The 20,662-nt window shown below is 31.5% G+C and carries 18 protein-coding genes; all 18 read right to left on the bottom strand.

All coding sequences use genetic code 11. The annotated features are described in order from the left end of the window. Window positions 1–54: 54 nt before the first annotated feature. The 18 genes from U6A24_RS06660 to U6A24_RS06740 all read right to left on the bottom strand — a co-directional run bounded on the left by U6A24_RS06660 (window position 55) and on the right by U6A24_RS06740 (window position 20,661). The gene (locus U6A24_RS06660; protein ID WP_324179165.1) at window positions 55–1,770 is read right to left on the bottom strand and encodes a serine hydrolase domain-containing protein; all 1,716 of its coding nucleotides are present in this window, start codon (window positions 1,768–1,770) and stop codon (window positions 55–57) included. Between the two features lie 67 nt (window positions 1,771–1,837). Beyond that, window positions 1,838–2,650 carry an AraC family transcriptional regulator gene (locus tag U6A24_RS06665; protein ID WP_324179166.1) on the bottom strand — a complete coding sequence of 271 codons (813 nt, stop codon included), beginning with the start codon at window positions 2,648–2,650 and terminating at the stop codon, window positions 1,838–1,840. Between the two features lie 64 nt (window positions 2,651–2,714). Then, the gene (locus U6A24_RS06670; protein ID WP_324179167.1) at window positions 2,715–4,103 is read right to left on the bottom strand and encodes an ankyrin repeat domain-containing protein; all 1,389 of its coding nucleotides are present in this window, start codon (window positions 4,101–4,103) and stop codon (window positions 2,715–2,717) included. Window positions 4,104–4,389: 286 nt separating this feature from the next. After that, on the bottom strand, window positions 4,390–4,779 hold the full coding sequence (locus U6A24_RS06675; RefSeq protein ID WP_324179168.1) for a RidA family protein: 390 nt from the start codon (window positions 4,777–4,779) through the stop codon (window positions 4,390–4,392). Between the two features lie 135 nt (window positions 4,780–4,914). Further along, window positions 4,915–5,478: a Crp/Fnr family transcriptional regulator gene (locus tag U6A24_RS06680; RefSeq protein ID WP_324179169.1), complete on the bottom strand. Its 564-nt coding sequence runs from the start codon at window positions 5,476–5,478 to the stop codon at window positions 4,915–4,917. A gap of 213 nt (window positions 5,479–5,691) precedes the next feature. Continuing rightward, the gene (locus U6A24_RS06685) at window positions 5,692–6,177 is read right to left on the bottom strand and encodes a DinB family protein (protein ID WP_324179170.1); all 486 of its coding nucleotides are present in this window, start codon (window positions 6,175–6,177) and stop codon (window positions 5,692–5,694) included. Window positions 6,178–6,358: 181 nt separating this feature from the next. After that, window positions 6,359–7,573 (bottom strand): carboxypeptidase-like regulatory domain-containing protein, encoded by a 1,215-nt coding sequence (locus U6A24_RS06690; protein WP_324179171.1) that lies wholly within the window; start codon window positions 7,571–7,573, stop codon window positions 6,359–6,361. Window positions 7,574–7,652: 79 nt separating this feature from the next. Then, window positions 7,653–8,225 (bottom strand): hypothetical protein, encoded by a 573-nt coding sequence (locus U6A24_RS06695; RefSeq protein WP_324179172.1) that lies wholly within the window; start codon window positions 8,223–8,225, stop codon window positions 7,653–7,655. A gap of 157 nt (window positions 8,226–8,382) precedes the next feature. Beyond that, entirely contained in the window at window positions 8,383–8,922 is a 540-nt protein-coding gene (locus U6A24_RS06700) for a porin family protein (RefSeq protein WP_324179173.1), read from the bottom strand. A gap of 101 nt (window positions 8,923–9,023) precedes the next feature. Further along, a complete protein-coding gene (locus U6A24_RS23205; protein ID WP_344820962.1) occupies window positions 9,024–9,170 on the bottom strand; it encodes an AraC family transcriptional regulator in 147 nt (48 codons plus the stop codon). 32 nt (window positions 9,171–9,202) lie between these two features. After that, on the bottom strand, window positions 9,203–10,120 hold the full coding sequence (locus U6A24_RS06705) for a hypothetical protein (RefSeq protein ID WP_324179174.1): 918 nt from the start codon (window positions 10,118–10,120) through the stop codon (window positions 9,203–9,205). Window positions 10,121–10,510: 390 nt separating this feature from the next. Further along, entirely contained in the window at window positions 10,511–11,293 is a 783-nt protein-coding gene (locus U6A24_RS06710) for a DUF6090 family protein (protein WP_324179175.1), read from the bottom strand. A gap of 206 nt (window positions 11,294–11,499) precedes the next feature. Beyond that, window positions 11,500–12,420: a GTP-binding protein gene (locus U6A24_RS06715; RefSeq protein ID WP_324179176.1), complete on the bottom strand. Its 921-nt coding sequence runs from the start codon at window positions 12,418–12,420 to the stop codon at window positions 11,500–11,502. Window positions 12,421–12,672: 252 nt separating this feature from the next. Continuing rightward, complete coding sequence (locus U6A24_RS06720; protein ID WP_324179177.1) at window positions 12,673–13,743, bottom strand: bifunctional transcriptional activator/DNA repair enzyme AdaA; 1,071 nt, start codon at window positions 13,741–13,743, stop codon at window positions 12,673–12,675. After that, entirely contained in the window at window positions 13,744–14,499 is a 756-nt protein-coding gene (locus tag U6A24_RS06725) for an isocitrate lyase/PEP mutase family protein (protein WP_324179178.1), read from the bottom strand. Between the two features lie 147 nt (window positions 14,500–14,646). Further along, the gene (locus tag U6A24_RS06730; protein ID WP_324179179.1) at window positions 14,647–15,411 is read right to left on the bottom strand and encodes a hypothetical protein; all 765 of its coding nucleotides are present in this window, start codon (window positions 15,409–15,411) and stop codon (window positions 14,647–14,649) included. A 196-nt stretch (window positions 15,412–15,607) separates the two neighbouring features. Further along, entirely contained in the window at window positions 15,608–18,799 is a 3,192-nt protein-coding gene (locus tag U6A24_RS06735; protein WP_324179180.1) for an AsmA family protein, read from the bottom strand. Between the two features lie 383 nt (window positions 18,800–19,182). Beyond that, window positions 19,183–20,661, bottom strand: a complete 1,479-nt coding sequence (locus U6A24_RS06740; RefSeq protein WP_324179181.1) for a serine hydrolase — start codon at window positions 20,659–20,661, stop codon at window positions 19,183–19,185. Window position 20,662 lies beyond the last annotated feature (1 nt).

Raw genomic sequence — 20,662 nt, forward strand, 5'->3', positions numbered from 1 at the left:
CGTTTTTCTAATGCTTTATATAGATTGGTTTTATAGATATTTATATACTCTTCTCTAATTTATAATTGCAGGAAGTATATATTCTTTCAAAATTGTTCTTGGTTGATTTCCTTTTCTATTTCTGAAATTTCCCGAAGTAATCACTACTACCGATTCTAATTCTGGAATTATAAAAATAAATTGACCTCCAGCACCTCTGGCTTCAATAGTTGTAAAGCTTTTTTTATTAACAATATAGGTGTCATGCCACCATAGGTAACCATACTCATTTTTATCCCTTGCATCTTGTAATTTTCTATATTTTTTGAAGGATTCTTTAATCCACTTTTCTGAAATAATTCGTTTTCCTTTCCAGCTACCTTTATTAAGATAAAGTTGTCCAAATTTGAGTAAATCTCTAGGTGTTAGAAGCATCCCTCCTCCAAAATAAGGTATAGCCTCGGTATCATCTGTTTGATTTATGTAATTTGTAATTCCTAAAGGCGCAAAAAGCTTTTCATGCATGTAGATTTCTAATGGTTTCTCTAAACGCTCATTTAAACAAACTCCTAGTAAAAAAGGGTTGGCAGATCCATAGTCGGCATAAGTACCCGGTTTTTTTACCATCGGAGCTTTTAATACGGTTTCAAGCCAACTTTCAGGAGTATTTGGATCTTGGTAATAGTCTTCTGAAGCCAAATTATTTACATCTAGTCCAGAACTCATTGTTAATAAATCCTTGAGGCTTATTTTAGATTTTAATGAATCCTTTGTGTGTTGATATTCTTGTGGTAAGAAATCATATAGCTTGTCGTCAACACTTTGGATAATTTTGTCGTCGATTGCAATACCTATCATAGCAGATGAAATGCTTTTTGAAGCAGAGCGCAAGTCATGGGGAATATTGTAGTTAAAACCATCAAAATACGTTTCAAATACCAATGTATCTTTTGTTGCAATTAGAACACTATGTGTGTTAACTAATTTTTTAGAATTAATATCATGTATGAGGCGAATCAATTCAGGTTTTTTAAAATTAAAGTTATTAATATTCGCTGTAATCCAACCGTCTTTTAATTGTATTGGTGTATCTGTGTTTTGAGATTGATCGACCGGATCGGTTTTATATTCCCAACCTGTTGTGGTATGTGTCAAGCTTGTTTTTGTAATTAAGACATCGGTTAAATAAATTTCAAGATTGATCTTACTTTCAAAGAGCTTAGCGCGAAAATTAAACCCTGCATTACTATCTCGAAATAGGAGTGTGTTTCCTTGCATTTTAAACCCGCTTGGCCAAATTCCCCTCAACCTTTGGTCTCCCAGAAAAGGATAAGAGATCAAGTTACCATCTTCTGTGTTTTCTATATAAAGCATAATATCATCTGACTGTAATCCGCTGTCCTCCATAAATGGGTTCCAGGTTCCAATAAATTTATTGTCGCCAGTGTTTTGCAAGTTAACATGAAAAAAGAACCTTCCGCTTTTAATAAATCCAGTAAGTTGTTGTTGATTTTGACGGTACTTTAAATCAAAAAACAATTGATCATTAATATTGAATTGTATGTAATCCTTGCTTGACGATTCTAAGTTTTTATCTATGATGATTTCATCGTTGGCTATGGTTAAATGATAATTGTTATTTTTTAGTTTTTCTATAGATACATTGAAATTGAAACTGCTTTTATTAGGCAAAAAACCGACCCATTCGCCCTGATAATCTTGCTTGTCACTTTGTGCGCAGCTTAAAAATGAAAAAGATAAAATTACTAAAATGGTTATATGTCTTAACATGCTTTCGAGATTTTGTACGACACAAAAATAGACGGTAGATATTGTTAAAAATTGTATCAGATTAACATTATAAGTTTTTGCCAATTTGTTTTCTGAATAAGCTTGGATTCATATTAAAGTAAGATTTAAATACTTTATTAAAGTGACTTTGATCAGAAAAGTCTAATTGATAGGTAATTTCGGTTAAGGAAAGGGTCGAATCGAATAGCAAAGGAATGGCTTTTTTTATTTTTTGTTGCCTTATGTATTCTCCAAGGCTCATCGAGAGGTATTTTGGTGCAGCTCTGGAAATGTGTACAGGGTGTATTTTAAGTTCATCAGATAAATATTTAAGACTAAGGTTGGTCGTATCATAATGAAGCAATTCTTTCAGTCCATGAATCCAAGTAGGAATGTTTCTCGAATTGATTTCTTTTATACCCGCTAGTTTTTCACAGATTTGAAGTAACAAAACTTCTACAGATACTTCGCTATAATTATCAGTAAGAATAAATTCGTTATACAACTTTGCAAAAAGAAAGTGTATTTGTGGGTTTTGAATGAGTTGGCTTCCTTCTAGCAGGTTTAATGCAATTTCATTCTTTTCTAACCATGATTTTTCAAACTCGAGATGAAATCCACCTGCATTATCAGAATGTTTAGACCCGTAGTGCGGTTCTTGCCAATTGTTGAACATTAAACTTCCCGGAGGACAAAGTGTTTTCACTTTTGTGTTGCAATCCTTCATGTTACCACCTAATACATACATGAAATAGGGATTTTCGTGGTAATGCCAATCTGTTCTCTCTGCTGTATAGGTATATTGTGACAACAAAACTCCATTAAAGGATACCTCAGATTTTTGGTTTCCGTAATATTTTCCTTTCGTTAATATTTTCATTTAATGTCGAGTTTATGTATACTGTTTTGTGGTAACCAGAAAAGGGAATGAACCATACACGTTGTTATTTATTTTTTTCTTTTATTTCATTCAAAATTTTTGTGCTTACCCAATAAATGTCTTGATTACTCGTATAAAATAAATATTTTCCATCTTTGGTTATATAGGGACAATATTCATAATGTTTTGTATTTATTTCCCGACCCATATTAATGGCTGTAGTCCATGTGTTATCAGAGTTCTTAAAGCTTATGTATAAATCACCCCTTCCAAAACCATTTTCGCGAGTAGAACAAAAAATAATATAAGACTCATCTGGAGAAACAAAAACGTCGGCCTCATAATTTTCTGTATTTACGGCGTCATCGAGCGACACAGGCCTTTGAAATTCCTTATCAACAAGCTTTGAGTAGTATATATCGTGGTCTGTTCTTTTGACATCTTCACGAGGATGTCCATTGGATGAAAAATACATGGTTCCATTATTTGTAAATGAAATGTAATATTCATTTCCATCTGTATTAATATTTGGTCCTGCATTAATAGGTTGGGACCATCCACCTTCAACTCTTTCCACATACCAAATATCAACATCTTTAAGGTCTCCTATACCATCTAAAGCTCTTTTGGAGATAAAGTATAATCTATTTTCATCATTCGAAAGAAAAGGATCATTATAGCCATATCGTTCGTGTGAAAGAATAGTCTGGGGCGTGCTCCATTGATTTCCAATCATTTTGGAATACCTGATTTCATTTTTTCCATTTACATCTACGGCATAATAAAATTCAGTGCCACTTGAGTTAAAGACCGAGCCAAATTCTTGCTCTTCGGTAGAAATAAAATTGGGAGCAAATAATTTTGGAGTTGTACCAGGAGGTTGTTGCCCCATGTACTTTCCATACATTGTAAAAGTTCGAATTTTACTTTCATCTGCTCCTAAGGATAGGAGTAAAGCATAAATTTCATTGGCATTGATTCTGTTAGATATTTCCAAAGGAGTGCTTCCTCTTTCATTTTTATTGTTTACATCTACTCCTAGTTCGATGAGTTTCCTTACAAACACCTTACTTTTATTAAGTACAGCCATTTCTAAGAGTGAAGTTCCATATTTATCCACCCAATGAGTATTGGGTTGCAATTTGACAAGAAGGTCAAAGTATTTTTCGTTTTCGAATTGAACAGTAACGTGAATTGGTGTTTTTTTCTGATTGTCTTCCGGATTCAAGTTTATACCTTTTTTAATGAGGTAATCAAACACTTCTTTTTTCTTACAGGCCACTGTCCAATGCATTAGGGATCTCCCCCGACTATCCTTGATGTCAATCGAGGTGTTTGTAAGCAAACTATCTAATCTGGCCAAATTTCCATTACAAGCCGTTCTGTAAATGCTTTGAGCACCAACAGTTAGGCTTATTACAGAAAAAACCATGATAAATAATACTCTTTTCATTTTGTAACAATTGCGCAAACACCTTGCCTATTTATCTGTGGTGGAAGATCACGTGTGTGTGATTCTTGTCAAAGACTCTAAGATAGTAAAATAGCGATAAATTCTTACATTTATATCAGGCCTGTCCAGATAATAAGTTTGTTATATTAAATTATATATTTGTTGATAATAGTTTTTTTAATTTCTTCAATAATGTTTTGCTTAGCATTTTTGCACGGGATACCCCTCATTTTATATTCTTCAAAACCTTATTTCTTCATTCCTCTTTTAACTATTTAGAATATCATTACTTCACCGCTGTAACTTCTAATTCTACTTTTAGAGTTTCAAAAAGACTTACAACTTCAATTACCGTAAGTGTTTGTTTAATGTTTCGCGAAGCCACCCACTTTTGGAAAATATCAAAATGGAGCAAAAGTTCTTTTGTTGAGGTAGTATACATATTTAATCGAACAATATTCTGGCATTCGTAGCCAGCTTCTCTAAGAACTTGTTCCAAATTTTGTATGGATTCGATCAATTGGGTTTTCATGTCTGCCGTACTAACATGACCTTCGGCATTTATAGCAGTTTGCCCAGATACATATAATGTACTCTCCACGTTTTTTACTTCTACAGCTTGTACATAACCACGAGTATCTTGCCATTTCCAGGGGTTAATTACTTGTTTTTTCATTTGTTTTTGTTTGAGCACGAATGCGCTTGATTTATTATGCAAAGTTGCATGATAAGCGGTAGGTAAACCTGTGATATATATCACTATTCTTGAATTGTAATCTTATACTATTGATAACTTATGAAATGCAATATTTTAAGAGTAAAGTCTGCTAAGTGTTTCCCTGGAAACACCTAGATAAGTGGCAAGTTGAGTTTTGGATACTCTTTGTATTAATGAAGGGTATTGTTTAAGAAGTTGTTCGTAACGCTCTTTGGAATTGGTAGTAAGTAAAGATAATATGCGTTGTTGCGATCCTATAAAACCCAAATTTGATTTTTGAAGAAAGAAGCTTTCCATTTTTTGCATATTTATACACAGATTTTGGTAACTTTCGAGAGATAGGCAATACGTATTGGATTCTTCGATACACTTTAAAGACATTGTTGCCTTTTTTTGGTTGAAGTAAGCATAGAAGTCACTTTCCCACCAGTCTTCCATTGCAAAAGATAAGATGTGTTCATTGGCCAAGTCATCGGTATATACTAATTTTAGAAGTCCAGAGACGACGTAATAAGCATACTCTACTTTTTCACCTCTCTCAAAAACGAAATGATTTTTTTTGAAATGCATCGTGGTAAAATGAGATAGTATAAACTCAAATTCTTTATCAGTAAGGGGTACAATTTTTTCTATATGGCTCCTTAGTTTCTCATGCATGGAGTTATAAAAATTAGCAGACAAGTAAATTAGATTCTTATGTTCTTAACAAAAATTATATCTAACAATAAGTCTATGTGTCGTGGCGAAATTTCTGATGAATCACTAAGGTAACAAAATTGCAATAAATAGGATGCTTGTACTTAAACCTATAACAGGTTTTATATAAGTAAGTCCTAAACAATAATGAGTTATAGCAATTTTAGATTGTGGTTATTGGTTTAAATATTTAGTTATTATTCCCAATTGTCCTAGATGGTAAATATCGTGATGAAGCATTCCATTTAATAAGAATCTATATTCATAATTACCTTTGAAGTCGGTATCGTAGTATTCCTTCTTTAAAAATGAATCATCTTTTCTTTTCAGTAGTGTAATTAATTCAGTTAAAGTGTTATCGTATTCCGATTTTATTTTGTCCCAGCCTTTTGCTTTCAATTTTTCATTCGTGAGCCAATTTTCTTCGCAATCATCTGTTTTGCTACCTTTTCCGGTTTTGATTTTTAAGATGGCTTCGTTTCTCCATAACGTGAGGTGCGAAATGATTTCGGCGATACTATGCAAGTTTTTAATAGGTCTTACAAAAACCAAATTATCATCAATCCCATTCAATTTACTGTCATATGAACTCCCAATCCATATTTTTCCATTCTGTATTTCAACTAATTGTTCAATTATGTTATTAATTAAGATGTTCATCGAATTGTTTTTAATATTTGATTTTCTAACTCCGTCAAACAAGCTATCACTCCATCTGTTTGATATGCGGATATCCAATCATTAAGGTATTCTGTAATTTCAGATTTTTGTGTGACAACTTGCATTTGTTTCGTTTAGTGGTTGTTTTCGTGCTGACAAGTGGATCCAAACGTTTTATTCATTATTCAGTCCTGCTTTTCAGCTCCGAAATTATTTCACTTTCTTTTTCCGTTTGTGTTGGGATATTATATGAATTCCAAAAATCGGCGTTGAATTCTTTTGCTTGATTTTCAATACTGGTACCAATATCCATATTTCTTTTAAAGGGATAATTCTCAACGTTATCGATGATAATTTTATTGATAAATAATTCTTTTTTAGGGTATTGCGTGAAAATCACTTTGTTGGATTCTAAACCTTTGAAAATTCTCCAATGATCTTCTTCTTTTTGATATTTTAAATACATTTTACCTTCATACTCTTGATACTCCAGAACTAAATTATAATATACTTGTAGCGCTCCGTTTGAGAACCTTCTTCTCCAAGATTTATTTTTTATTGCCTCTCTTGTTAATTCAATCTTTACAAAAGCAAATGTTTGTGTATCTATAAAAAGGGTAGAAGTTTGAAATGGCTTATCGATACCAGTTATTTTATATACCAATCCATTTCCATATGGCAAAATACTTTCCAGTTTGTACCTCCAACCATTTTTTCCTTTTATTGGTCCGTAATCAAAGCGAATTAAATCGTCTTCTACCAAATCTATTATCGAGTTCTTTCGTTCCCAATTTTTGTTCCAGGGATGCTTTTCGGCCAAATAATTTGTTTTTATTTCTAACAGTTCTACAGAGGGTTCTCTTTTAATCTTGTAGCCTTGGTATAAAAATTTAGCTGCGCATTCTAGAAACTCAACATATTTGTTATCTTCCTTTTGGAGGTCTCGTATATATCCTTCCAAAATGTAGGGTTTGTTAGGATAGTTATTCTTGATTGCTTTATAGGCTTTCTGCACAATTTCCTTCGCCGTAAGTTCTTTCTTTTTGGTTGATGTTATAACAACTTCATCAAGGGTTGTAGTTTTTGCTGAAAGGAATATTTTTTCATTTTTTAAAAAAGAACTTGCTTTTTTTGATACTGATGAATAACCGATTATCGAAATCATTACAATACTTTCTTTTTGTTCGGCAGGGATATGAAATATGAAATATCCATCTTCATTGGTTATTGTTCCTATAGATGCTGATTTAATATATATTGAAGCAAAAGATATTGGCTCTGAAGTTTCCAGGTCCAAAATTTGACCTGAAATTGTAGTTATTTCATTTTGTGAGAAGACCGTACAGGAAACCAAAAGAAAAATAATTGTGATACGGGTTTTTAAAAAGTTGCTCATAATCCTTATGACGATTTAGGTAAAATATTGTTACATAGTTTATTTTCTTTATTTTTTATTTTCAAGGCATTGCAGGCCGTTATTTTCTGTTTTTATATAGTTCGATGGCTTTTAAGAATTTTATTCCTCCTTTTTCTGTTTGGTCGTATATAAATCCATTTAATTCGGGATGATTTTCATCAATCCAGTTTAAAATTTCTGTTCTGTTTTTTTCCCAAACCTCTTCATTAAAATTTACATATTCTATTTCTATTGCACTTATTTTGTTTTTCCGAAACCTTAGTATCTCATTTGTTATAAATGGTTCTTGCTGAAGGAAAAAGATCCTTTTGTCAATTTTTGAAACCTTTGCTTTTACAACTCCGTTTTCCTGTTCAATTTGAAGAATTTTGTATGTAGGGTCAAATACTGAGTCCCATTTTAACCAATTCTCAATATACTCTTCCAGAGAATAATTCTGTTTATAATTGTATTCTGGTATTTCAGTTTTAAGGCTATCGGTTAATAAAATTTTCATTGAAGCGCCATTAGAATTGTCAAGAGCCTTGTAATATTGCTTTGCAATTTCAATTTTGTCTATTTCCTTTTCAGAAGTTTTGCAGGATGTAAATCCAATTGTCAAAAATAATGATAGCACTATAATCTTTTTCATCTGTATTTCGTTTGGCTTAATGTATTATAACGTTTACTATATGTATCCTGTAAGGACATAATGTTACCTTACTTTTGGATTTAGTTGATTTTTTAATTAGATAAAGAAAAACCCAAGTAAATATACTCGGGTTTTATAATGTTACAGTTATTAAGTCTTAGAAAAAGAAATAGCCAACAGATAATTGAAATACTTCATTTCTATTTTTATCGGATACATCATCCACATCATTAATATCCGATAACCCTAAATTATATCTTGCGCCAAAATTAAGCCCGTTGTTTAATTTGTAACCTACTCCAAAATTAAGCCCTAAATCAATGGTATTAAATACATCTTTTACATCTGTGTCGTCATTTTTTGCTGATAGTAAAAATCCTATTTGTGGTCCGGCTTCAAGACTCAATCCTTTTGTCATATAGTATTTTCCCATTAGCGGGATGTTTAAATATTTTAAGTTCACTTCAGACCCTTGACCAGAATACATTAATTCAGGTTGAAAAGAGAATTTTTCAGAAATGGATATTTCCGCTAGAAAGCCAAAATTAAAATCTGTTATTGGGTCAATGTCTTCAATATTATCTCCACTAATGTAAGCAACGTTTACTCCTGCTTTAGCACCAAATTTAATTTCTTGTGCATTAACGTTTGATAATCCCAAAACTACTATAACAGTTGTTATTAATACTTTTTTCATTTTTTGTATTTTTTGATTTACGGGTGTAAAAGTATGCGTATCAAAAAAACAAAAAGATAATTTTGGATTGAAGAGGTACTAAATCAATAGAAGTATACGAATCAGGACGCGTTTTGAAGCTTTCTAAAGGCTCCTGGAGACATACCAAGACTTGCTTTAAAAGTACTATAGAAAGCACTCTTGGACTTAAAACCAGCTTCCAGGCCAATGGCTTCTACAGAATACTTATGAAATACCGGATCATGCAACAGTTTTTTGGCCGCTTCAATTCGATATTCGTTTACAAATTGAATGATACTTTTATTAACTCTTCCTGATTTATAATTTGGGATAAATATCCTTCGCTTGTTCCCAATCGAGTTGCCAGATCTAATCTACTTAAAAGAGGGTTTTTATATAACTCTTCTTCTTCCATTAACTTATAAAGTTGGGTAATAATTTTGGAAGTAGTAGATCTATTTATTTTCTTTTTTACTTGATTACCATTTGCCTTTTTTGAAGCTAAATATTGATGTATTTCATCTTTTTGAACTATGATCTGAAGTCTAAATATTCCATAATACAATATCCACCACAATAAAAAAGAAAGTTGTATCCATAGAAAATTTGTAATATACTCTGAAGTTGAAACAAAAGATTCTACATAAGAGAAAATCCAACATATAATAATGTATATCATGAAAAGATTTAATCGTAACAACCAGCGTTTTTTATCTTTTGAAATAGTAGTGGACGCTTTTATTAATTTCCTCGCCCAAAAGATTAAAAACACATTAAGCCCTATCGATACAAAAAGTTTAAGGTAATATGTCAAGGCATCCAAATTGGGACTATATAGGTTTAAAACATAATCTGAAAAAGAAATGAAAACCTCAATGATCAAAGAGCCTAAGAAAGGAACGTAAAGCCAATTATACCAACTCTTTCTAAGATAGTTATACTGAATTTGAATAAGAAAATAGGTAAATAAAGTAACTGCGACCAAAAAATCCAGCATGATATTGTTTAAAAACTCCAAAACGATATTTTCTACATCGGCCCAATCTAAAAAGGTCAAAAGTGTCATCAAGAATAGCGATAGAGAGAGATAGTTATTGGCACGACTCCTATAAAAAGAAGTGGTTACAAGTGAAATACTTATAAAAAATCCTATAATAATACTAGCAATAATTGCAATGTCTAATATTGTTGTATTCAATCTTTGTGCAAATTAATTATATCAAAATATAGATAAAAAGCTTAGACTACTAGAGCTGAGATTTTTTTATGATCAATATTTTGATGGATACTTTACCATAACATGAAACTTAGTTTTAATGACTGGTAATACTCCGCGATGTTTCATATAAATAGTAATCAATTGGATAAACCCATTTATAAGCATCTCAAAATACTCTGGTAAAATAGAAAAACAAGTATTCACTTGTTAGATCTTTTAATTGCCTAGTAAGGGTTTATTTTTGTCTGTCAATCTGCCACTCAATATTTTCTTGAAGTCTGTATTTCTTTAATATTTTATTTAAAAAATGGTCATTCAAAACAACTTATAATGGTTTGAATATATTTGGTAGCTAACGTTAGGTAATTGTTATTCATTTTTTTTGTTGGCAATAGTTTTTGGGTATTGCTTTTCAATAAGTTTCAATATCTTTTCAGTATTAGTTATTGATGTTTGGTAATAATGTATTTTGTATATCCTAAACCATAATATTTCTGATATCAAAAACCTGAATTCCTCGTCCTTTTTTAAACTTTTTGTATCCAAAGGAACATATCCTATAATCTGCCTAATTCCATTGCCAAAATTTCTTGGATAGGTGATTTTTAATGAATCTCCCAGATACAAATCATACTTAATATTTGGGTTTCGGTTTACTTTGAATTTTTTTTTAAGATAAGGAGATAAATAGTCATTAATATCAGGGTGCAAATTATTTCCTTTAGATATTCTTGGGAAATAATTGTTATAGACTAACGTAATTAAATCTCTTAATGAATCATTTTTAACAATGCTCATTCCTGTATTCTTTAAGTTTTCAAATGCAGACGTATTTGGAAAAATGTATTCCTCTTTAGATGCCCAATAAAAATCCATGATCAAAGAGTCACTATTAATAGTGTCGGTGTCCAAAAACTTTTGAATTTTTGATTGACTTTTAAGTGAGTTTTTATGAAGTTCTATATCATTTTTTAGATCAACCAAATTATCACTTAATTCAAAATATATTTGGGAAATAATTTCTTTTTCGGTCTTCCTTTTTTCAATTTCTTTCCCCCAATTAGTTAAATAAAATGCGATTAAAACACCAATAACGATTATAATGATTTCAATCAAATATTTATAAATGTGCTTTTTTTGTATTTTATTCATTTAAATTATTGTCAACGTTAAAATATGTGTCATAACAAGGCAAAATATAACCTTGCTTTTCGATTTTCCTATCCGCCTATCTGCTGGCAGATAGGTCTGATTATTTTTTTGTTAAACTTAGAAAAATCTTATACCATTACAAAAAAGGAAATGGACTTTTGATCGAACACTAAACTTTGCTTTGCTTTTTTCAATTTCAGTTAAATTCATTTTTCGTGAACTTGATTCTGTTGTAATAGGCTAATTTTTATTGCTTTTTCAAGTAGTTTAGGTTCACTCCCAGGACCAATAGTTAGAAGTTTTGATCCAGTTATTGGTACTCCATTAAATGGTCTAATAAATACTTCACCATTTGGAGTTCGTTCGAAATAAGTGTACTCTTCTTCATTTCCAATTTGAGTACAGCCTTTCACACGAATGATACTTTTCGGAAGTGTATTACAAATATCATAAATACAATTTGAATTCGGTAAATTTGGTAGGTCAGAAGAGCAGGAAGACCAATGAGCTTTAAGGTGTTCAAACTTTTGAGCATTGTTTTTAGATGGGGAGAGTTTAGGAATAAGAGAAACATCAATCTCATCGATGTTTATAATTTCTGCTAATGGGTTGAGTTTATGTAGTTCTTTAACTACAAAGGTTAACCTGTCCAATGGTATATTTTCAATATGCGTTAATACAATCAAAGAAGATACTTGAATCTGATTTGCTTCAAGTTCATTATGTTCCCCTCTTTTTTGCCAATTTTTAACATCAACGACAGATACTTGAATAGGTGGTAGAAACCGATTATTGAGACCAACTCCAAGAAAACTCATAAGTGAGCAAGCATCAGAAGTACCATTGGCCTCAATAAGTGTAATTCCATTAGTTCGCTTTGGAACTCTATTCACAAAATCTCTAAGTTCATTTATACCACTACAACAAATGCAACTGCCACTAAGTGCCCTGATTTGTTTCGGTCCTATTTGCTCGATAAATTGTTGAGCATCAAGATTTGCGTTTTCATAATCATTAAGAATAATAAAAGGATTCCAGCCTTTATCAATATAGCTGATCATCAAGTGTTTTAATAATGTTGTTTTTCCTGCCCCCAAAAAACCAACAACCGTAATAATAGCTTCCATTTCTTTTTAGTAAGTGTCTTTATTATTTTTTATATACACTACACAAATATTTCTATTCATAGTTCTTCTTTAATGTGCTACAACATTTTGTGTATGGTTTGTTATATAAAGTCAACTATGATTTTCCATTATAACTGAAAGATAGTGAATTGCAATGATCTCTTCACGTTGTTAACCACTGGCATTTTATAAAATTTACAGCCAAAGGTTCGATATCTCTTAATATTTTCTTTTTTTGCTTAAACCACTTTTTCAAATAGCTGATTGTGTGTTGACATTTTTCTGTTCGTGTTCAATCAACCACTTTTTCCGCTCAATTCCTCCACCATAGCCCTTCATTTTTCCATCTTTTCCAATTACCCTATGACAAGGAATAATAATTGAAATGCGATTGTAACCGTTTGCAGAAGCTACTGCTCTAATTGCTTTTGGGTTGTTTATTTTTTTAGCTTGTTCTTGATAAGTTGTTGTTGTCCCGTATTCTATTTCATTTAAAAAGTTCCATACTTTATTTTGAAAATCAGTTCCTGGTGTTTCTATGTTTACATCAAAAGTTTTTCTTGTTCCATCAAAATATTCATCAATTTCTTTCTTGACCTGTTTAATGTGTTTGTTCTCACCCAAAATGATGTTTGCATTTAATAGTTTTTGTAAATCTTTAAATTCTGTTTCAAGCATCCGTCTATCAACAAATTCAAGCAAACAAATTCCATTGTCAGTTGCACAAATAAACATTGGTCCCAATGGTGTTGTAAGTCGGTTTATCAGAATTAGGTTTTCACCTTTACTCTGCTTTGGTGATTTACCTACTAGTTTTTTAAACGTATAACCAAAACCACTTAACGATTCATAGCCTGTATCAAATGCAGTATGCGTAGTCTTCTTTCCTTGCTTAAGCTCTTGAAAAGCATTGTTTATTCTGTACATTCTTTGATAAGCTTGAAAAGTCATGCCATAATTTTTCTTAAACCACCTTCGTACAGCTTCTGGACGAATTCCTTTTTGTTTTAATTGATAATCTGTTATTTTTTCTTTAGGATTTTCTTTAACCAATATAATTGCACTCTCAACCTGATCGGGTGCTTGATTTGTATTTTCTGTTGGCTTGCATACTTTACAAGGTCTATAGCCATTATCCAGAGCTTCCTTAAAAGTAGTATAAAACTCTACATTTTCTTTCTTGGGTTTTCTTGCTCTACAAGTTGCAATACAAAAAACAGACGTAGTTTTTACGCCAACAAAAAAAATTCCAACAAAGCTTTGTTTTCTTTCTAATAAAGCTTTGTAATACGTTTCTATTTTTCTAGTGTCTGTTACGAGCATTTAAAAAATTGATTTGAATGAATTTTGAGTTGTTACTGTTTTTATTATTTGTTTAAATTGATTGTACATTTTTTCAAAAAGAAAATTACCCATACTAATTCGCTTTACTCCTAATTTGGTCAAGGTATTAAAATTTGGAAGATTGGGCATAGACATTACGTTAATTGGCAAGTTTGTGGACTTTATAATTTCTTTTATATCAACTTCTTTCTCAATGCAAGGTGTGAAAATCCCATCTATTCCTGCATTTTGATAAAGTTGAATTCTCCTTTTTGTTTCTTCTATGATACTTTCTCGAAGTAGGATAAATGTATCCGTTCGTACATTTATAAAAACATCAATATTCTCTTTTTCTAAATCTTCTTTTATAACAGTTAATGTTTTTGCAAAACTATTTGCATCTAATAAAACTCGGTTTCCGTTAACAACACTATCTTCAATGTTAATCCCAACAACTCCTAATTCTACTAATCTTTTAATGTGAGTAATTATTTCTTTTGGATTACGGCTATACCCCGATTCTAAATCAACAGATAACGGTAGATTTGTATTAAGAGATATTCGTTTTACGAAATATTCCAATTCAGAAAATTCCATTTCTTCTCCATCACTATACCCTAATAGTGATGCAATTGCGGAACTTGAAGTCCCTATTGCTTGAAAGTTTAATTCTTCGGCAACTTTAGCACTTGGAACATCCCAAACATTTGCGATCAATAAAGGTTTGTCTTGGTTATGCAAGTTTTTAAATTCCATCTTTAATCGTTTTGTGCAAAGAACTAATGCTGAAATTTATTTAGCAACCGAAAATTGGACAAGTATTTTTTTAGCTTGCCTATAATACTTTGTATATCAGTTGTATCCCTTGGAGTATGATATATATACTTTGTTGTGGCAAGTTTATTAATTTATAAATTTTGAAACTATTACATTCAAAGAACTTATATCATCTTGCTTGTTCAAATACGTATCGATTTTATTGTCTCCCATATTTTGAATTTTGTATTCGGGTAATTTTTTCTGGAACATAAGGTATACAAAAGTGTCTACTATTCTTTCTTTTAGTCCATGGGGAAGACTGTATTTCTGTACAATTGAATATTCCATTCCCATATGAGTGATTTCATGAATTATTGTGTTGGCAGGATTCGTATAATTCATAAACCTACCTTCTTTATTTGTTAATAAGGTTATAATTCCTTCTTCGGGATCATAACTACCTCCTGTTCCATATAATGTCAAAACCACCCTATATTTGTCAAACATTTTGAAATTCCAATCCCATTGATTTTTCTTGGAATCTATTAGATCGACAAGATTATTAACAAGGTCGATATTATCTTCAACCTTTTGTATTGCCAGTTCATAATCCTGTTTTTCGAAAACCTTGGCTTCTAGAAGTGAGTAAATAGAAGAGAAATCTTCATTTCCAAAAGTCCCATTTTTTGATTTTGTTATCAAAGAGTCGATTAAAGAATTCTTTAGCAGATTAATGTTGTAGTCTTGCTTTTCAAAAAAAGTAAAATCGTTGATTGTTCTCCAAATTGACGTTGCTTCTCGTTCTATTGTTGGTTGAACTATTTCAATTCGCGATATCGATGTTTGTGATTTACAGCTTAAGCCGGTTATCAAAATATATACAACAAAGAATAATTTAGATAATTTCATTTAGTCCTAATTTGCCGAAATGATTTGGCTATACGGTTGCGTTGGCGAGCTTGATTTATTCAAAGATACCCAAACGGTGAGAAATATCACAGGCCAATCCAATTGTAAAACAAGCAACTAGAAAATTAGAAGGGTGGGTAAGGGGAAGCAATTGGGGTATATCCATTGTTGATAACTTTTATTATTATCAGTAAGTCTAATCTTTTTTCTTACCCAATGAAACCTTATAGTCATCTATGCTCCCTTTGATCTTTAGATTGAGATATTTTATTTTTTCATTAGGATCTACTTCTACAATCTCATCTTCTTGCTCCTCATTAATAGCAGCATCCTTCTCGTTTCCGAATAATTTTTGCCAAGCAGCTTTTCTTACAGTTTTCCAGGGAATACGTAAATAATAATCAATATTTTGATTATTATCATGCGTACCAGACAATTCCATATGGCCCAAAGTAGATTCGATTGTCATAGTGGGAATATTAATCTTCCCTTTCTTTATATCTAAACTATTTTGTAAGGTGTCAAACCGAATGTTTTGCAGGTTTTTATCTCCCATATACTCTGAAAGTGCCAGCATTGGATCATAATTTTTTAATCTTCCATTTAATACTTTTACATCCATTTCTATAGTAGATTGGTCCAGATCTGGCACCATATCTGGGTATACCCTAATTTTACCTTTAATTTTAGAGGTGAGTTTTCCTTGTAAATTTTCTGAAACGAGATGGTCTTGGCCAAAATTTTCGAATTTGAACAACAATTTATCCAAATCAATATTATTCATAACCAAATCCGGCTGCATGTAGATATGTTTTGGATCACTACCATTAAAATATCCACTTAATCGAATATTCCCTCCTGCGGCATCCATATGTAACGTATCTATATAAACATAATGATTGGGTGTTGTTCTTAAATCTGCTTTGATATTTTGAAGATCTATTCTATGGTAAATAAAGTGAGTGATATCTGCCTTAAATTGCATATCGGTAAATGGCAACTCGTATATATTGAAGGCATCTGCATGTTCTTTTACATCTTCAGTTTTTGAAGTAACAACTTCTGTTGGTTTTGGCGGACTTAAATCGAAATTGAAAAGTGCATCGAAGTCGATATAATTAGCCTTTAATTCCAGATAATTATCTCTTTTCTTTATTTGCGAATCTTCTCCCAAATAATAATTTAAATCGAAATTAAAATTGGTGGTTCCTATTTCCCCATGAAAGTCTTTTATTACCAGATGTTCGTCTTCATAATGAATGTTTCCTCTAAAATCATGAAAGCGAAGTGGGTGCAATTTCATTTTTGTGTCCAACTTGTCTAAAACCAGATCTATGGAATGTAAAGCAGAATCTTTATAATGCATACTAGAGGCAAAGTGCAATGTCAAATCATCAAATTCTTCATGTCTGTACTCTTTTGGAACATAATTTTCACCCCTATAAGAAAATACATCTTCCAGTCTTAATTTATTAGAAGTAAGATTGATATCTAAATCTACATCCCCTTTAAGTTCGGGTTGCATCCAAAAGGCATAATCATGTATCAACCCGTCAAAATGAAAATCACTATCATCTATATAACCTGTAAAATCTATTATTTCTAAGTCTTTGTCATCTATTAACACATCAGCATGAAAATCATGTAGTTTATGCGGATAATGTTTTAAGTCTGCATACAAACTATCGATAAAAAACTCACCTTTTGGTAAATACTCAGATTCTGTAAAATCTTTAGCAGAAGCTTTAAAGGAAAGCCCCAACTTTAGCTCTTTTATTTGTTCATCGAAACCGGTTTTAGTAGTGTCTTGTTTTGAAAAACGGGTTAATTGGGAAATATCTAAATATTTGGAGGCAATATCTAAATGGGTTTCTACTGGGATGTTAGTATGATGTACAATTGCGGGTAAGTCTGAAAGAAAACCACTTACCGATAGATCTGAATTTCCCATCAACAGTTCAAACTGGTTCAGGGTCGCTTCCTTTCCATTCATTACTAAATGTACATTCAAATCGTGCAAAGGAGCGGGAAGTCCTTTGGCGACTAAACTCAAGTCTTTTACAATCAATTCTGTAAAATAGGCTTGATTGAGTTTTTGTAACGCCTTTTCAGGGTTGTCAATATCAATGATATCATGAAAATTCATTTTCAGCGAAACTTCTCCAGAGGCATCTTGTACTTGCTCTAGTTCAAAAAAGTCTGCAATAAAATCGAGATTGAAATTCGATTTTATTTGCATATCCACTTCTGGGGATTCAAAGTTCTTCACAAAAATGGAGCCTTCAAATTCTCCTTTTTCCAAGGACGCAGTCATGTCGGTTAGAGAAAATTCCATAGTACTTGTGTCTCTATTTTCTCCATTAGTAAAATAACCTTTAAAGCCCATTTTATCAATCTTTTTGGCTTTTTTGGTATTTTCTAAAAAGGCTTTTCCAGCTCCGAAATTGGCCTTGATAAAAGGTCTGTTCCCTTTGTTGGCTGGTCCTTGGATCTTAGCATTAAAATAGATTTCTCCAGCATTTTTGTATTTTTCTAATACAGGTATAATATCTGCAGGAGCGAAAGCAATCAACATGTCAAAATTGGGCTTTGTTCCTTTTATAGAAAGATCAAGGTCTACATCATTCTTTGTGTCTATAGTTCCTTTTAACTCAAAATCGCCATTTTCCATAACAATACTTGAGGGTGATATGTCAAGAATTCCTGTATATTCATTAAAGACCACATCGGTATGCACTTCCAAATGTTTATTATGGATAAAAGTGGTATCTCCATCTTTGATCACATTTAACTCAAAATGAGTATCTATATGTCCAGAAATGGTACTGTCTCTCTGGCTAAAACCACCTGTGCCCGCATACATAAATTTTTCGACATCTGTATTGGTAGCTTCATCTAAGGTATGGATATCCAGACTTTTAAATCGAATTTTTTTTAGATGAATATTGGTGGAGGATGTTTCTGTTTCTGAAGTACTTGCTAAGGAGTTTTGAATATTCGTAGTATTATTTTCATGAATCACAATATTAAAAACACCTTCTTCTACTACTAAAGACTGAATATCATAATTCCCTTTCACCATATCCAATAGGTTGAAGCCTATGTATATATCTTTTACATCCATTATGATGGGCGCATTGTCTTCTTTTGTTTCAAAAATTTGTACGTCATAAACCTTTATAGAGATGTATGGAAAGTTACCAAAAAGGGATAATTTACTTTCACCAACACTAATAAAGCCTTTGTGTTCTTTGTTTAGTTTTGCGATCTCCCCTTTAATAATTTCAGATTGGTTGCTCTGAATATATAGCATTAGGCCTCCTACTAATAAAATTGGGACTAAGATTAGCACTAATAAAATTCGTTTCCAGAATTTTTTAATCTTCAAAGTAGATATCTTTAGGGTTAGAAAAGGTGTTTGACCTTAAAAGTAACGAATTAGTATGAAAAAATATTATTTTAGAATATGATTTAGTTTTTGGATCAATAGTATTTATTGATTAGATATTTTAAAATTTTTAATGCTTTAGAATATTTAGAGTCTTTTCTCCTTGAAACATAGATCTGCTCAGTTGATTTAGAAAAACAAACATCTGTGGCTTTAATTTTTCAAACTTAATTCATAATTGTTGTCAACGTTTTTTGCATAAGGTCGGTTACATATTTAAAGAACTAATTCGTCAAACACAAACGGAATAAGAAATCCCCCAGAATTGTATAAATAGGGTTGTATTAGCAATTAATTTTATACGGGGTTGGCAATAGTCTTTTTTATTTTTTTAATATCGTGTTTATTTTTTCAATATATTCTTTAGCATTACCATTATTTGGATTTAATTCAACAGATTTTTTATAGTTTAAGAGTGATTTTTTATAGTCTTCAGCTATAAAATATGCCTCACCTAAACTATCATATAAATTAAAATCATTGGGAGATTGCTCTATAGCAAACTCAAACATTTCTATTGCTTTTTCTATCTCTTTTTTGTTAAGTAAATCATAACCAATCATATTTAAAGTCCAAGTCAAATTTGTGTTATAATATGTATCAGTTTTTCTCTTTAGGCTATTAAATTTCATTAATGCTTTTTTTTTATTCTTTATGAAATCGGGTTTGGTTAAAGAATATAAATTGATTTTTGGGTATTTGATTAATTCTGTTTCTATTTTATTAAATAACTGCGCCCAATCATTATTAGCTGCTTCAGTTTGATTATTTACAATTACAATTTGGCCATAATTACTATCGGGGCATAGTAATATTCCACTTTTTATTCCATTAGCATCTCCTGTTTTTGAGTAATAAAAGCCTTCTTCTTTTGCAATACCCATATCTTGCCACAAATATCCCATAACATTACCATTCTCGTCTTCAAATAATGTTTTGGTAGCCTCTTTTATGAGTGGATTGTCACTTTCTAGTTGAAATTTCATAAACTTCATTAAATCGGGTAAAGTAGTTATTATTCCTGCACTACCACCTATTAAAGGGTTTTTGTCAAAAGGAGCTTTATTATTTGCTTCATCATACCCTATAGCTAGGTATTCTCGATGTTTTTCAAACTCTTGTAAATATGTTTGCTTCATATCCAATTCATTTAAAAAACTTCGTAATTGGTCCTTGTATGAATGTTTATTTACTTGCTCTAAAATATACGCTGCGAGTTCAGAGCCAACGTTGTTATAATTGTAAAAAGTGCCTGGTTTGTGTGTTAACTCAACGGTTTTGAGTTCTTCAAGTAGACTGTTCATGTTATAGTCAAGTTCCTTATCGGTATAATATCCTTTTGATATATTATCATACGTATTTCTGAGTCCAGTAGGTGTGGCAAAACCAATGGTGTGTGTTACTAAATCTCTAATGGTAATGGGAGTGCCATTAAATGCTAAATTTGGATAATCATCATTAAGATATTTTCGTATATCATCGCCTAAATTGATTTTATTTTCTAAAACTGCTTTTGCGGTTAACGAGCCCAGGAAAACCTTTGAAATAGAAGCAATTTCAAAAAGCGTACTATCATTTGGTTTGTGTTTTCCTTCTTTGTCGAGCTCACCGTAATAGTTGTGATATGTGTTTCCGTCGCGGTAAATAGCTAAGCTTATGGAGTTTATGTTGTGGTTGCTTAAAACTTCATTGGCATATTGGTCTGTGAATTTCAATAATTGTTTAAAAGGGGGTTCCGTTTTATTTTGAGGTGATTGACATCCTAAAGTTATAAGAGCAATAAGTAATACTATGTTTTTCATT

This window comes from Aquimarina gracilis, from assembly GCF_035285365.1.
Classification (GTDB): domain Bacteria; phylum Bacteroidota; class Bacteroidia; order Flavobacteriales; family Flavobacteriaceae; genus Aquimarina; species Aquimarina gracilis.

What these genes read in the sequence shown, in the direction of transcription:
- U6A24_RS06730 (WP_324179179.1), bottom strand. Translation starts at nt 15,411, where the DNA reads ATGAAATTATCTAAATTATTCTTTGTTGTATATATTTTGATAACCGGC.
- U6A24_RS06680 (WP_324179169.1), bottom strand. Translation starts at nt 5,478, where the DNA reads ATGCATGAGAAACTAAGGAGCCATATAGAAAAAATTGTACCCCTTACT.
- U6A24_RS06690 (WP_324179171.1), bottom strand. Translation starts at nt 7,573, where the DNA reads ATGAGCAACTTTTTAAAAACCCGTATCACAATTATTTTTCTTTTGGTT.
- U6A24_RS06720 (WP_324179177.1), bottom strand. Translation starts at nt 13,743, where the DNA reads ATGCTCGTAACAGACACTAGAAAAATAGAAACGTATTACAAAGCTTTA.
- U6A24_RS06740 (WP_324179181.1), bottom strand. Translation starts at nt 20,661, where the DNA reads ATGAAAAACATAGTATTACTTATTGCTCTTATAACTTTAGGATGTCAA.
- U6A24_RS06660 (WP_324179165.1), bottom strand. Translation starts at nt 1,770, where the DNA reads ATGTTAAGACATATAACCATTTTAGTAATTTTATCTTTTTCATTTTTA.
- U6A24_RS06675 (WP_324179168.1), bottom strand. Translation starts at nt 4,779, where the DNA reads ATGAAAAAACAAGTAATTAACCCCTGGAAATGGCAAGATACTCGTGGT.
- U6A24_RS06715 (WP_324179176.1), bottom strand. Translation starts at nt 12,420, where the DNA reads ATGGAAGCTATTATTACGGTTGTTGGTTTTTTGGGGGCAGGAAAAACA.
- U6A24_RS06695 (WP_324179172.1), bottom strand. Translation starts at nt 8,225, where the DNA reads ATGAAAAAGATTATAGTGCTATCATTATTTTTGACAATTGGATTTACA.
- U6A24_RS06725 (WP_324179178.1), bottom strand. Translation starts at nt 14,499, where the DNA reads ATGGAATTTAAAAACTTGCATAACCAAGACAAACCTTTATTGATCGCA.
- U6A24_RS06685 (WP_324179170.1), bottom strand. Translation starts at nt 6,177, where the DNA reads ATGAACATCTTAATTAATAACATAATTGAACAATTAGTTGAAATACAG.
- U6A24_RS06670 (WP_324179167.1), bottom strand. Translation starts at nt 4,103, where the DNA reads ATGAAAAGAGTATTATTTATCATGGTTTTTTCTGTAATAAGCCTAACT.
- U6A24_RS06700 (WP_324179173.1), bottom strand. Translation starts at nt 8,922, where the DNA reads ATGAAAAAAGTATTAATAACAACTGTTATAGTAGTTTTGGGATTATCA.
- U6A24_RS06710 (WP_324179175.1), bottom strand. Translation starts at nt 11,293, where the DNA reads ATGAATAAAATACAAAAAAAGCACATTTATAAATATTTGATTGAAATC.
- U6A24_RS06665 (WP_324179166.1), bottom strand. Translation starts at nt 2,650, where the DNA reads ATGAAAATATTAACGAAAGGAAAATATTACGGAAACCAAAAATCTGAG.